A 14,036-nucleotide genomic window follows, 5' to 3' on the forward strand; every position below is an offset into this window, starting at 1 on the left:
AAAACCTACAGCTCTTAACATTTAAGAACATTTTAAAATAGACAAAAGCCAAGATGTAAGTACAATTTAAATTAAACATACAAATATCTGGTCGATTCTACAAAAACTAAGTCAGAAAAACAACTTTTAAATCATTTAATAAAACTGTAGTTTGAATTAAATATAATTTTAGATTATAAATAAAACAATAACATTTATATAATTTATTTAACCTTATCAATATTGAGCAATTTGCAATAATTCAACAATAAAAAGATTTTTACCTTATAAATTACGCTCACAATTTGTAGAATGTATTCACAAAATAAAATAATGAGAATAAATACTAAAATCTTAAAATAAGATCTAACAATTACTAACAAAATAAACAAACAACTAACAATAAAAATATAAAAAAAAGTTAAACATAAATATATCTAAAATATTTCCGAACTAATATAACTATAAATAAAACAAATAACATAAACTATTAATTTTAGTCATATCAAAACCATTAATTATCTAATAATGTTTAAACTCACAAAACCCCATCGTGTATAATCCAACTATACAAACAAATACATTTAAAGATTAAAATAAAATAATTTTCACAAACAAAACAATCATTAATTAAAAATTAATAAATAAAACCCTTCATAGTCTTATTGTAAAAATCAAAAATAAACATACATCAAGGAAGATAACACAAAGGATTAACGGACTTTCCTTTATATCTAATTTCAAAATGTAACTTTACTAAATCAGTTTCCGTACTACCCATAGTTGCTATCTTCTGTCCTACCTGAACTTTTTCCTGATCATTAACTAATATTGTATCATTATGAGCATAAGCACTAAGCCAATCATTATTATGTTGAATAATAACTAAATTACCATATCCTCTCAATGCGCTACCAGCATAAATGACCTTTCCGGCAGTAGTAGCTAATACAGGTTGACCTAAGAATCCAGAAATATCAATTCCTTTATTTCCTATTTCATTAGAAGAAAAATAATCAATAATTTTACCATGAGCAGGCCAACACCATTTATGAATATTAGTAATAGGCGGATTATCACTGCAATAGAATACTTTATCAATTACACCAGCTTTTTTACTCACATTTTGAGGCACTATACAATCTTTATCCTGAATAAAAAATGATACTTTTTTAATAGGTATTAAATATATGAAAAATATATCTTTACTATATCTTATATAGAAAGAATCATTTTTTAATTTAATTATTTCTTTCTTAAAAAAAGATAATGGAAAATACACAATATTCATAATTAAACTTACATAATTATTTATCTGTCGACAAACTGATAATAATTTATAATTCAAGTACATGTTAGGATATCCTATATATAAAATGTCTCCAATTTTTAATTTATCTATTTCTTTAATATTATTTTTTTTTGCCAAAACTTGAAAATCTTTTCCTGTAATCCAAGCAATATAAAATAAAGTATCACCGCTTTCCACTTTATAAGTAGAATAACGATAAAAACCTCTAGGAATTTTTTTATAATCACGATCTAGTTCTATTGAAGATATATTAAAATTGTTTAATTTTTTTATTTCATTATTAATTTTAATTACAGGCGACTTAAAATAATAATGTGAACAACCAAACAAATATATACAAGATGTAACAGAACACATTATTTTACATAAATATTTTATAAAACATTTTTTAAACATACATTACAAATTAAAAAAATAATTAAAAAAAAGAACAAAAAGCAACATTTAGACTATAAATAATTTAAATTTATTAATAATAAATAACATGAATAATTGTTATAAATGCCTAGTTCGATTGAAGAATAATAACTACACTAAAAAAGATATAGATTCACAAGCAATGCCTTCAATCCTTCCAACAAATCCTAATTTTTCAGTAGTTGCAGATTTGATATTTATTAAATCTGAATGACAGCATAAATCTGACACAAGATTTGTATGCATTTTTGAGATATAAGGCGCTACCTTTGGCACTTGAGCAATAATAGTAATATCTAAATTACCCAATTGATAACCTTTATTGAGAACTTTTTGCCACACAGCACGTAATAGATCACGACTATCTACATCTTTAAATCTTACATCCGTATTAGGAAACATTATACCAATATCACCAAGAGAAGTAGCACCAAGTAAAGAATTCATTACAGCATGTAACATAACATCCCCATCAGAATGAGCTATTAATCCTCTAAAAAAAGGAATTAATACACCGCCAATAATTAAAGGCTTACAACCTCCAAATCTATGCACATCAAAACCATGACCTACACGCACTTTAAAAATTCCTCATTCTCTCTAATTTGAGATAAATAAATACTTGCCAAAATTAAATCTTCCGGATAAGTAACTTTAATATTATCTGATCTACCAATAATTAATTGCGGATGATAGCCAAATAACTCCAATGCTGAAGACTCATCAGAAATTATATAACCTTTTTCTAAAACAGAAGAAAGAGAGCATTTCAAAAGACTAAAATTAAATAACTGAGGAGTAAGTGCACGCCACAAATTTTTACGATTCACCGTATAATCAATTAATCTGCTACTATTTACACATGCTTTTTTAATAGTATCTGCTACTGGTATTGCTAAAATGCCTCCCACGCACGAATAAACTGTTATTTCAAGTAAACGAAGAAGATCATCTTGATGTAAACAAGGACGAACTGCGTCATGGACAATAACCCAATCAACTTTATCCATATACTTAAGAGCAGCCATGACGGAATCGGTACGTGTTTTACCCCCAATTACAGTAGCCACTTTAGCATCATTAGAAATAGATAATTTACGAAACCAATGATCACTACTACTAATAACAACTATAATTTGTTTAATACATGACTGACACATTAAAGTACTTATTGAATATTCCAACAAAGTCTTATTACCAATCATAGAATATTGTTTAGGTACACGACACTTCATCCGTCTACCTATACCTGCTGCTGGCAATACAGCTATAATGTCCGGTAAATTTTTTTTTAAAAAAATCATAATACTATTTTATATCAATATACAAATTGATCATATGTTATTAGCAGTATTTGAAACTATACGATAATAAGTTTCACCCTTTTTAATCATACCTAAATTAACTCGTGAACGCTCTTCAATAGAATCATATCCAAAATACAAATCATTAATTTCGGCAAACAGAACATCATTACAAACTTTCCCTTTAACACTCATAGAAATATGCTCTTGATGATTAATGAAATCACTAATTAAATATAATTCACGTACACCATTTTTACCAAACCAAAGAGAATACTGTAAATAAGTTATCAATACAAAAAATACAAACTCGAACTTTATCATATTAAGATTTTAAAAAAACCGTAACTACCCTATTTTATAATAAATAATCACTTTATAACTAAATCCCAACTTACAAATTCGAAATATTCAAATATTAAAACAAACAAAAACAAAATTTTACTTCCTAAAAAGATATCTGTTAATTTCACTTAATATAGAATCCACAAGATGAACAATCAATTCACAACCATCAAGATGAATGTCTGGATGTAATGGCTCTTCATATATTCCATCGATTCCAGTAAAATTCTCTATACTACCATCACTAAATTTTTTATATAATCCTTTAGGATCTCTGTTCCTACAAACTGCTAACGGTGTATCAACAAATATTTCAATGAAACTGCCTACAGGAAATTTATTTCGTATTAATTGTCGTTCAATACGATAAGGAGAAATTAAAGCTGATAAAACAACTAAACCAGCATCAAACATTAATTTTGATAACTCTCCTACTCTACGCATATGTTCACATCTATCAAAATTACTAAAACCTAAATCATTACAAAGACCATGTCGTATATTATCGCCGTCTAATAAATAAGTGCTAACTAAGTCATCATATAATGTTTGTTCTAAAGCATTAGCTAAAGTAGATTTTCCAGATCCTGATAAACCGGTAAACCATAACACCATACTACGATGTTTATGTAATCGCTCACGATCTCGCCGTTGAATATAATGATGATGTAAAAAAATATTTTTATTATTAGAAATAATAATATTCTTGACCATTATTATTTACCCTTTAATAAATTACGTACTCCCCAATGAGGATAATAACGACATATTAATGAATTTAAAGCTAATTCAAAATCAGCATGAACATCATTTTTTTTGCCACAATTTTTTGTAGATAATTCACGCACCATACCTGCACCAACCGTATTATTACTTAATGTATCAATAAGAATAAAACTACCAGTTATCCTATTATCAAGATATTTATCAAGCATCAAAGGTTCATCAAATACTAGATCTACCAATCCAATAGAATTCAGTGACAAACTATCGGTGATACAACGATCAAAAGTACTAACATTTATTCGATATTGAATATTTTCCACTCGTGCTCGATTTTTTTTACCGGCGACTTTAATAGTAAATATCTGCCCTACCAATAATTCCGTTTCAGACATCCAAACTATATCAACCTGTGCGCTATATACTATATTTAACTCTTCATTAACATCTACTATTAAATCTCCACGAGAAATATCAATATCATCTGCTAATACTAAAGTAATCGATTCACCAACATATGCTTCTTGGCAATCTCCATTAAAAGTAACAATACGATCAATTTTTGAAATAATTCCAGAAGGAAAAATCTTTACTAATTGACCAACTTGTATCTTTCCTGAAGCTACAGTACCAGCATAACCTCTAAAATCCAAATCAGCATGTTTTATAATATATTGCACCGGAAAACGTAAAACATGTGATACTTCTAATTTATCTTTTAAATCCATTACATCAACATTCTCTAATATATCTAATAACGTTTTGCCATCATACCAAGACATATTTCTTGATCTCATTATAATATTATCTCCATTTAAAGCAGATAATGGTATAAAATAATTCTTCACATCCACTACAAATTTACTAATAAAAATAAGATAATCTTCCTGTATTTTTTTAAAAATATTATCGCTAAAATCAACCAAATCCATTTTATTTACTACAATTATAAAATAACGAATACCTAATAAAATGCATATAAAACTATGTCTTTTTGTTTGCTCTCGCACTCCTTTACGAGCATCAATCAATAAAATAGCTAAATCACTTGTAGAAGCACCAGTAACCATATTACGAGTATATTGTTCATGACCTGGAGCATCAGCAATAATAAACCTACGTTTTTGCGTAGAAAAATAACGATATGCAACATCAATAGTAATTCCTTGCTCACGTTCATCTTGTAAACCATCTACTAACAAAGCTAAGTTTAACTTATTACTAGAATGGCCAAAATATTTTTTACTATCATTACGTAATGTTAATAATTGATCATCACAAATCTGACTACTATCATGTAGCAGACGGCCTATTAAAGTACTTTTTCCATCATCAACACTACCGCATGTTAAAAACCGTAACGAACCAATATGCTGTTGAGCATCCAAGTATGCTTCAATACCACCTTTTTGTTCAATATATTCTGATGTTATTTTAATAATACACATAAAAATTACCTAAAAATAACCCTGTCGCTTTTTGAGCTCCATGGAAGAAGATTGATCAAAATCAATCACTCTACCTTGACGTTCGCTAGTAGAAAGAATAAGCATCTCTTTAATAACTTCTGGTATAGTCTTTGCCTGAGATTCAAACGCGCTAGTCAAGGGCCAACACCCAATAGTACGGAATCGTACCATACAATCTTGAATCTTTTCTCCTAATTTAAGATCAATACGATCATCATCAACCATCATTAACATGTCTTTACGCTTTAAAATAGGACGAATTTTTGCTAAATACAAAGATATAACATCTATGCGTTCCAAAAAAATATACTGCCAAATATCAAATTCAGTCCAATTAGACAAAGGAAATACACGAATACTTTCTCCTTTATTTATTTGACTATTATAATTACGCCATATTTCTGGACGTTGTTTTCTAGGGTCCCAACGATGAAATTGGTCACGAAAAGAATAAATCCGTTCCTTTGCTCGAGTAATTTCCTCATCACGTCTAGCACCTCCAAAAACAGCATCAAACTCATATTTATCTAATGCTTGTTTCAGGGCATTAGTCTTCATAATATCAGTATACTTAGCGCTTCCATGAATAAACGGGTTAATACCCATAGCAACACCATCTAAATTTTTATAAATTAACAAATTTAATTCAAGTCTTTTTACCATGTAATCACGAAATTTATAAGTTTCACGAAACTTCCAGCCAGTATCAATATGTAATAAAGGAAATGGCAATTTGCCAGGATAAAACGCTTTACATGCTAAGTGTAACATTACTGAAGAATCTTTACCAACTGAATACAACATTGCTGGATTTTTAAATTCAGCAGCAACCTCGCGAATAATGTAAATACTTTCAGACTCTAATTCTCGTAAAGAATTAATTTTTTTATTTTTCATAACAAATACTTAAACTCTCTAAACCAATTCGATAATTGAATCAAACTTATAAATTTCAAAACTCTGTTGACCAAACCAATGCATTCTAGAATAAAAACCAACAATCTCGCCGATAATTAATAATACTGGAAATATAGTTAATTGATCAATATGTTTTAATTGTTCTAACTCAACAATTAAAACATATTGATCAATATAAGTAGCACGGATAATAATTGCTACCGGCGTTTTTGAATCTAAACCATTCTCAATCAATAATCTACTAATTTTAAAAGCATTAATTATACCCATATAAACTACTAATGTTTGATATTTACAAGCTAACAGTTTCCAATTTAATTTATTGGGATTTCTATGCAAATAACCACTAATAAAAAGAACGCTATGAGAATAATTACGATGAGTTAATGGTATACCAACATACGCAGAAGCTCCAGAAGCTGCTGTTACACCCGGTACTATCTGAAAAGAAACACCTGCTCGCGCTATTTTTTCTAATTCTTCTCCGCCTCTCCCAAAAATAAACGGATCACCACCTTTAAGTCTCACTACTTGATTTCCTTGATTTGCTAATTCAATCAGTAAATTATTAATTTTATTTTGTGAAATAGAATGCAAACCAACATGTTTACCTACGCAAATACATTTAGCATCACGACGTGCTAAATCAAGAATTTCTTGATTAACCAAATAATCATATAAAATAACATCTGCTTGCTGAAGAAGATGCAAACCACGCAAGGTAAGTAGACCACAATCTCCAGGACCCGCTCCAACCAAAGAAACAGAACCTATTCGCGTTTGTTTTATAATTTTTTTTAAATTGAGAGACTCTAACAAAAATTTACTAGCTTCTTTTATTTGACCTTTACTTACTAAATCAGCAAAAACACCACGAAACATATTTTCCCAAAATTTACGACGTATCACAATATTAGGAATATGTTTTTCAACTACACCACGAAAAGACCCAGCTAAAGACGCCATAACGCCAAGAAAATTAGGTAATAAAGACTCAAATTTTTCCCGTAACATACGAGATAATACTGGAGCATGACCACAAGATGAAACAGCTACGACAATAGGATTACGATTAATAATAGAAGGAAAGATAAAAGAACATTTTGATTTATCATCTACAACATTCACTAAGACATAACGTTTTTCTGCGCTATTATAAACTAAAGTATTAAGAATTTTATTATTGGTCGCAACAATCACTAAAAAAATCTCATGTAACATTAATACATCAAAATTTTTACTTATCCATTTAATACTTTTATTTTTAGCAAGCAACAAAACTAATTCAGAACACAATCTATTTGCTACTATTTTAATTTCAGCCCCTACCCTACTTAACATATGCACTTTACGCGCAGCCACAACGCCACCACCAACAACTAGTACAGGGCGGTTCTTAAGATTTATCAAAACTGTCAAGTATTCCACACATATTATCCTACAAAATATTCTTATATTAGCAATAGTAAACAACAAGTAAAAATTTTTTCTAAAATTAAAATCATACTAATGAAATATAAATAATAAATATTATACTATACTAAACAAAATTTCCCTAAAACAAATTAGCTTTTGCAACATAAAAAAGAATTATACTATATGATTAAAATCAAACAAAACATAACCGTCACCATAATCTCAATATAGATTTACATATTTTATTTTATATTTTATAACGAAAATTTTAAAAAAATACTATACTGAATTTTATGATATTTGGATTCTATATATACTTTATAAAATAAAATATCAGAATATACTATTCTTCGATATGAAGACCGCACTCCCTTGTCAAACCAAAAAATCGAGTCTCTTCTTCACTGACGCCAGGAACTAATTTACTAGTGGTATGAACATCACCTACCGATAAATAATCTTTTTTAGACAAAGGATGACAAACCAATGAATAATGCTTAATATATTTAAGTATCTGATGATTACTCCAATCAACAATAGGTAATAATTTAAATATACGGTTTTGGAAAGACAATATTAATAAATCCTTTCGGCTATCTGACTGTTGTCGCCTTAGGCCAGCTATCCAAGTATTGACCTGAAGCTCTTTAAAAGAACGCTTCATAGGCTCTACTTTATTAAGATAATTATAATGTTTTATACCTTTTATACCTTTTTCCCATAACCTACCATAACGAGCCTCCTGCCACGCTGGAGATTCAATAGGACGGAAAACATGCAAATTCAATTTCAATAATTCAGTTAACTCGTCAATAAAACGATAAGTTTCTGGAAATAAATAGCCAGTGTCAATTAATATAACAGGAATATCAGGAAATTGACAAGTTACTAAGTGCAAACTCACGATAGATTGAATACCAAAACTAGAAGTAATAATAATCTCTTCAGGCAAATATTTTAACCCCCACCGAATTCTTTGTTCCGCTGTCAAATCTTTCAATTTTAAATTAATTTCATTTAAAAAAGAACAACGTTGTTCTTCGGCTAATAAAAACAGTTCATTTAAATTATAACGAATCATATCTATCAACCAGACGCTTTACATGCAACATAAAAATCTTTCGAGGAATCTAACACAGGTTTAACTATTTGAGCTCGTACTACATAATCACCATAAGATTCTCCTACGTAACGTTCATACGACCAACGTTTAATAGTATTACGCAAAACATCCAAAATTTTCTTTTCAGTAACATTTTCCAAATACAAACGTGGAATACGAGTACCTATGCGATCTCCACCCAAATATAAATTATAACGACCAATTGCCCTGCCTACTAAACCAATTTCTGATAACATCGCGCGAGCACAACCGTTAGGACAACCTGTGACACGTAAAATGATTGAATTATCTCTTAAACCATACTTTGTTAAAATTTTCTCTATTTTAGTAACAAATTTAGGTAAAAATCTTTCTGCTTCTGCCATTGCAAGGGGACAAGTAGGAAAAGATACACAAGCCATAGATGCTTTACGTTGTAAAGTAATACTATCCTCAATGAGATTATATTTTCTTGCTAAATCCTCAATAAAATCCTTATCTTCTTTTTGTATATCGGTAATAATCAAATTCTGATTAGCAGTCAAACGAAATGAACAACCTCTATGAATACGCGCAATTTCGGCCAAACCAGTTTTCAACAATCTATTAGAATAATCTAACACACGACCATTCTCTATAAAAAGTGTAAGATACCAATAATTATTAATACCCTTCACCCAACCAAAACGATCACCACGTTCCGAAAAAATATAAGGAACAACAGGTAAAAACTTAATTCCGGAACGAATTTCTACTTCTCTTCTGAATTTATCAATTCCCAAACGATCTAAAGTATATTTAGTCTTGGCATATTTTCTACAAACTCTATCCCCCCAATCTCGTTGAGTAGTAACCACAGCTTCAGCTACTTTTAGAGTATCATTTAGAGATATATAACCAAACTCAGTAGCCTTACGAGGATAAGTATTGGTATCACCATACGTCATCGCTAAACCACCACCAACTAACACATTAAATCCAATTAAATTTCCAGAATTACTAACAGCAACAAAATTTAAATCATTAGCATGTACATCAACATCATTTTGAGGTGGAATAGCTAAGGAAATTTTAAATTTACGAGGTAAATAAGTACAACCCAAAATAGGTTCACAATCGATAACTTCAGTTTTTTTATCATCTAACCAAATTTCTGCATAAGCACTACTTTTGGGCAACAAATATGAAGAAATATTTTTTGCCCAAACATATGTTTGATGATGTAACTCTGACTCCATTGGATTAGAAGTACACAAGACATTTCGATTCACATCACCCGCTGTAGCAATAGAATCTAATCCTAATTTATTCAGTAACTTATGTATATCTTTTAACTTAGGTTTTAATATACCATGCAATTGAAAAGTTTGTCTCGTAGTTAAACGTATACTACCATACAAAGTATGAGTTTTAGCAAAATTATCTATATTTAACCACTGATCTGCAGTAATAATTCCACCAGGTAATCTACAACGCAGCATAATATTGATCAAAGGCTCCAATTTCTGATTAAATCGTTCTATTCGTAAATCTCGATCATCTTGTTGATACATGCCATGAAATCTAATTAACTGAGCATTATCTTCACTAAATCCGCCAGTAAGTTTATTACCTAAATCTTCAACAATAGTTCCACGAAGAAAATTACTATCACGTTTTAAGCGTTCGTTACCAGATAATGTAACTTCTAATTTTTGACTACACATATTTAATAAATATCCCGTTGATAACGTTTTTCAATACGCATTTTATCTAAAAATTCACCTGCTTGTTGCAAATCCATCATACCATATCGCATAATAATATTTAACAACACTTTTTCAACTTCATAAGCCATTTGACGTGCATTTCCACAAATATAAACATATGCCCCATCATTTATCCAATTCCAAACCTCATCACTTTTTTCCTGCAACTTATCTTGCACATACACTTTATCAACTTGATCCCTAGACCAAGCTGTATCAATATGTGTCAATATACCACTTTTGAAATAACGTTGCCATTCTAATTGATAAAGAAAATCATCAATAAACCGAGGATTACCAAAAAACAACCAATTTTTACCTGACGCACCGCTCACTGAACGATGTTGCATAAAAGCGCGAAAAGGAGCGACACCAGTGCCAGAACCTATCATAATAATAGACGCACTTGAATCTTGAGGTAATCTAAAATTATTATTATATTCTATAAATACTTTTAGTTCATCATTTATATCTAATCTATCAACCAAATAGCTACTAGCACCACCTGTACGTAAAAAACCATTAATCTTATAACGCACTACACTCACAGTAATATGTACCTCTTCACCGACTTCTAATTGTGAAGATGAAATTGAATAAAAACGAGGTGTTAACGGTCTTAAAAACATTAACAATTGTTTAGTATTTAATTTAACAGGAAAACGACGTACAAAATCAACAATTGGCATAGAGGATACAATTTTTTTTAACTTTTCATTATCAGATATAAAAGATAATAACGTCAGATCATTTGATACCTTAATATAATTTTTAACAAAAAACAATGTATTCTGAGTTAATTCAAAATGTCTTTGAAGAATTAAACTAAGAGACAAAGATTGCGATTTGAAATCTATTATTTCTTCTCCTTTTAAATCCAAAACAGATACAAATTCATGAACTAACAACGGATCATTTTCATACCATACTCCTAATGCATCGCCGGGTTGATAGCACATATTTGCACCTGCAATATCAATCTCTAAATGATGTATATCTTTAATTGAATTTCGACTAGTAATTTTTTGTTTAGATATTAAAGAAGCGACTAATGGATTTTCTCTAGAATATGAAATGTTATCTGTTTTAACAATATTGTTATCTGATATAGGTTGTAATAATTTATAATCTGTTTCAAATTTCTGCTGCAATAAAGAAACAATCTTGCAACGCCAATCAACAGCCTGCTTTTGATAATCCAAATCAGCATCAATTCGATCATATAAGCGTTTGGCACCTAAAGCTTCGAATCTTTGATCAAAATCTTTTCCTGCTTTAGCAAAATATTCATATGAACTATCACCAAGAGAAAATACAGCAAAATATGTACTTTTCATCAAAGGCGCTTTTTTTGAAAACAAATACTTATACAAAATTATCGCATCTTCTGGAGGATCTCCCTCACCATGAGTAGAAGTAACAAGTAATAAGAATGTCTCTTTTGCAATTTTCCTAAAATTATATTCTCTAGCATTATAAATTACCGATTTTAATTGTACGCTTAGTAAATCACAATGTAATTGCTCAGCTAATCTTTGAGCATTACCAGTTTGAGAAGCATATATAATAGTAATACTACAAGCATCATTATTTAAATCACTAATTTCTGTTGACTGAACAATCGATTTAAGATTACTTTTAGATAAATTATTATCAATTAAGCCCCAAAAATAACCAGCTATCCAAGCTGCCTGTGTATAAGATAAATTTTTAGTTAATTTTTGTAAATTTTCTAATTGTTCATTATTCAATGGTAAAGATACATCAGATAATAATGATTTTATCATAATAAACCGCTGCTACGTTAACTACACTATTTAATAATAATTTCAGACTTATTTAAAAAATAATCAAATAAAACAAGACAAACTACAGCAATTCAGTAATAAATTAGCACCAAATTGATGACAATCTAAAACTATTTTACATAAGATAATGCTACTTCCTTTAGCCCACAAAATGGAGCCTTAAATTTTAAAGATTCCTCAATACGAATCAATTGATTATACTTAGCCAAACGATCCGAGCAACGCAAAGATCCAGTTTTTATCTGACCCGCGGCAGTGCCGACAGCTAAATCAGCAATAGTCGTATCTTCAGTCTCACCTGAACGATGGGAAATAATTGTACTATATCCAGCCTTTTTAGCCATCTTAATTACTGAAAAAGTTTCTGTTAATGAACCTATTTGGTTAGGTTTAATAAGAATAGCATTCGCAACTTTATTTGCTATCCCTTTTCTAAGTAAATTAATATTAGTGGCAAATAAATCATCACCAACCAACTGAATTTTATTACCTAATATTTGGGTCAAATAAATAAAACCTTCCCAATCTAGTTCACTTAACCCATCTTCAATAGATAAAATTCGATATCGTTGGGACAATATTTCTAAATAATGAACAAACTCCTTATAGTTAAAAATTTTGTCTTCATTTTTCATTATATATTTACCAGTAGATACATCAAATAATTCTGAAGCAGCACAATCTATAGCTAAAGTAACATCTTGACCAAATATATATCCTGCAGATTCTATAGCTTCCTTTATAAAATCTAATGCAACAATATTTGATCCTAAATTAGGGGCGAAACCTCCCTCATCACCAACCGTAATACTCATACCCTCTTTTTTTAAAATCATACCTAAATTATGAAATATTTCTACACCAATACGAATTGCTTCTTTAATACTGCTAGCACCCACTGGCTGAATCATAAATTCTTGAATATCAATATTATTATCAGCATGTTTGCCGCCATTAAGAATATTCATCATAGGTAATGGCATGGAAAATTGTTGTGCAGAACCATCATTACTAAGATCAGAAAAATGTTGATATAAAGGTACTTTTTTAAAAAAAGCTGCAGCTTTAGCAACAGCTAAAGATACACTAAGAATAGCATTAGCTCCAAATTTTGATTTATTATAGCTGCCGTCTAACTCAATCATAATTTGATCAACGGTATCTTGTTCTTCTGCATTCTGACCTATTAACGCATTCATAATAGGTCCATTTATTGCATTCACTGCTTTCATCACTCCTTTACCACAAAATCTATGGCAATCTTTGTCTCGTAATTCAAATGCTTCATGAGAACCAATGGATGTTCCCGATGGAACTGATGCTAAACCTATACAATCACTTTTTAAATGTACTTCCGCTTCTACTGTGGGATTACCTCGAGAATCAATAATCTCTCTACCAACTACTTTTATAATTTTAGACATAGAATTTTCCTTTATCATAAACATTTATTCATACTTCATATTATATTGTATGATAAAAATAAAAACAATTT

12 protein-coding genes are annotated in these 14,036 nt (G+C 29.7%); all 12 read right to left on the reverse strand.

Features of this window, described 5'->3' with window-relative positions:
• Window positions 1-670: 670 nt before the first annotated feature.
• The 12 genes from GN160_RS01360 to eno all read right to left on the reverse strand — a co-directional run bounded on the left by GN160_RS01360 (window position 671) and on the right by eno (window position 13,965).
• The gene (locus GN160_RS01360) at window positions 671-1,648 is read right to left on the reverse strand and encodes a peptidoglycan DD-metalloendopeptidase family protein (RefSeq protein WP_225624852.1); all 978 of its coding nucleotides are present in this window, start codon (window positions 1,646-1,648) and stop codon (window positions 671-673) included.
• Window positions 1,649-1,819: 171 nt separating this feature from the next.
• Complete coding sequence (ispF, locus tag GN160_RS01370) at window positions 1,820-2,287, reverse strand: 2-C-methyl-D-erythritol 2,4-cyclodiphosphate synthase (RefSeq protein ID WP_192380748.1); 468 nt, start codon at window positions 2,285-2,287, stop codon at window positions 1,820-1,822.
• A complete protein-coding gene (gene ispD, locus GN160_RS01375; RefSeq protein WP_192380750.1) occupies window positions 2,278-3,012 on the reverse strand; it encodes a 2-C-methyl-D-erythritol 4-phosphate cytidylyltransferase in 735 nt (244 codons plus the stop codon). The genes ispF and ispD overlap by 10 nt, the downstream gene beginning before the upstream one ends.
• A 30-nt stretch (window positions 3,013-3,042) precedes the next feature.
• Window positions 3,043-3,336 carry a septum formation initiator family protein gene (locus GN160_RS01380; RefSeq protein WP_192380752.1) on the reverse strand — a complete coding sequence of 98 codons (294 nt, stop codon included), beginning with the start codon at window positions 3,334-3,336 and terminating at the stop codon, window positions 3,043-3,045.
• Between the two features lie 117 nt (window positions 3,337-3,453).
• Window positions 3,454-4,071 carry an adenylyl-sulfate kinase gene (cysC, locus tag GN160_RS01385; protein WP_192380754.1) on the reverse strand — a complete coding sequence of 206 codons (618 nt, stop codon included), beginning with the start codon at window positions 4,069-4,071 and terminating at the stop codon, window positions 3,454-3,456.
• Window positions 4,072-4,073: 2 nt separating this feature from the next.
• Window positions 4,074-5,528 (reverse strand): sulfate adenylyltransferase subunit CysN, encoded by a 1,455-nt coding sequence (gene cysN, locus GN160_RS01390; protein ID WP_192380756.1) that lies wholly within the window; start codon window positions 5,526-5,528, stop codon window positions 4,074-4,076.
• Window positions 5,529-5,537: 9 nt separating this feature from the next.
• Window positions 5,538-6,446 (reverse strand): sulfate adenylyltransferase subunit CysD, encoded by a 909-nt coding sequence (cysD, locus tag GN160_RS01395; RefSeq protein WP_192380757.1) that lies wholly within the window; start codon window positions 6,444-6,446, stop codon window positions 5,538-5,540.
• A gap of 18 nt (window positions 6,447-6,464) precedes the next feature.
• Window positions 6,465-7,895, reverse strand: a complete 1,431-nt coding sequence (gene cysG / locus GN160_RS01400; RefSeq protein ID WP_192380759.1) for a siroheme synthase CysG — start codon at window positions 7,893-7,895, stop codon at window positions 6,465-6,467.
• A gap of 331 nt (window positions 7,896-8,226) precedes the next feature.
• The gene (locus GN160_RS01405) at window positions 8,227-8,964 is read right to left on the reverse strand and encodes a phosphoadenylyl-sulfate reductase (RefSeq protein ID WP_192380761.1); all 738 of its coding nucleotides are present in this window, start codon (window positions 8,962-8,964) and stop codon (window positions 8,227-8,229) included.
• 5 nt (window positions 8,965-8,969) lie between these two features.
• A complete protein-coding gene (gene cysI, locus GN160_RS01410; RefSeq protein ID WP_192380763.1) occupies window positions 8,970-10,691 on the reverse strand; it encodes an assimilatory sulfite reductase (NADPH) hemoprotein subunit in 1,722 nt (573 codons plus the stop codon).
• A gap of 2 nt (window positions 10,692-10,693) precedes the next feature.
• Window positions 10,694-12,520, reverse strand: coding sequence for an NADPH-dependent assimilatory sulfite reductase flavoprotein subunit (gene cysJ / locus GN160_RS01415; protein WP_192380765.1), 1,827 nt, complete (start codon window positions 12,518-12,520; stop codon window positions 10,694-10,696).
• A 131-nt stretch (window positions 12,521-12,651) separates the two neighbouring features.
• Window positions 12,652-13,965, reverse strand: coding sequence for a phosphopyruvate hydratase (gene eno / locus GN160_RS01420; protein ID WP_192380766.1), 1,314 nt, complete (start codon window positions 13,963-13,965; stop codon window positions 12,652-12,654).
• Between the last annotated feature and the right edge of the window lie 71 nt (window positions 13,966-14,036).

Origin of the sequence: Blochmannia endosymbiont of Colobopsis nipponica, from assembly GCF_014857065.1 — a bacterium.
GTDB lineage: Bacteria > Pseudomonadota > Gammaproteobacteria > Enterobacterales > Enterobacteriaceae > Blochmanniella.

Excerpts from the sequence above, each read along its gene's own strand:
- cysC (WP_192380754.1), bottom strand. The coding sequence starts at position 4,071 with ATGGTCAAGAATATTATTATTTCTAATAATAAAAATATTTTTTTACAT.
- ispD (WP_192380750.1), bottom strand. The coding sequence starts at position 3,012 with ATGATTTTTTTAAAAAAAAATTTACCGGACATTATAGCTGTATTGCCA.
- cysI (WP_192380763.1), bottom strand. The coding sequence starts at position 10,691 with ATGTGTAGTCAAAAATTAGAAGTTACATTATCTGGTAACGAACGCTTA.
- GN160_RS01360 (WP_225624852.1), bottom strand. The coding sequence starts at position 1,648 with ATGTGTTCTGTTACATCTTGTATATATTTGTTTGGTTGTTCACATTAT.
- cysJ (WP_192380765.1), bottom strand. The coding sequence starts at position 12,520 with ATGATAAAATCATTATTATCTGATGTATCTTTACCATTGAATAATGAA.
- GN160_RS01405 (WP_192380761.1), bottom strand. The coding sequence starts at position 8,964 with ATGATTCGTTATAATTTAAATGAACTGTTTTTATTAGCCGAAGAACAA.
- cysD (WP_192380757.1), bottom strand. The coding sequence starts at position 6,446 with ATGAAAAATAAAAAAATTAATTCTTTACGAGAATTAGAGTCTGAAAGT.
- cysN (WP_192380756.1), bottom strand. The coding sequence starts at position 5,528 with ATGTGTATTATTAAAATAACATCAGAATATATTGAACAAAAAGGTGGT.
- GN160_RS01380 (WP_192380752.1), bottom strand. The coding sequence starts at position 3,336 with ATGATAAAGTTCGAGTTTGTATTTTTTGTATTGATAACTTATTTACAG.
- eno (WP_192380766.1), bottom strand. The coding sequence starts at position 13,965 with ATGTCTAAAATTATAAAAGTAGTTGGTAGAGAGATTATTGATTCTCGA.